General features: G+C 35.5%; 1 pseudogene. It reads left to right on the top strand.

Annotated elements, in window-relative coordinates:
- A pseudogene (locus V7149_RS24365) lies at positions 1-324 on the top strand (excalibur calcium-binding domain-containing protein); the annotation flags it as partial.

Below are 324 nucleotides of genomic sequence, written 5' to 3'. Positions count from 1 at the left end.
CTGATATATTATCTACTTCTAATATCCCTTTTAAAATTAAAACAAGAAAATGGCATCAAAAAATACTTGGTTTTCGAAGCGGCAAGTGGTGGAAAAAAACGATTGCGTCACTTGTTTATTTGTTTACATTGCTAATGATTGTTGCAATAGCTTTTGGTGAAGAATCTAAAGAATCTGATAATGTTAAACAAGCTACTGAAGTATCTGATTCTAATACAGATAAGTCAAATGAGGCTTCCCGGATAGCAGAGGAGCAGCGAAAACAAGAAGAAGCTAATCGTTTAGCAGAGGAAAAGCGTAAGCAAGAAGAAGCCGCTCGATTAG

It is taken from the genome of Bacillus sp. JJ1503, from assembly GCF_036965125.1.
Taxonomy (GTDB): domain Bacteria; phylum Bacillota; class Bacilli; order Bacillales; family Cytobacillaceae; genus Cytobacillus.
This window is presented reverse-complemented; position numbering and strand designations above follow the sequence as displayed.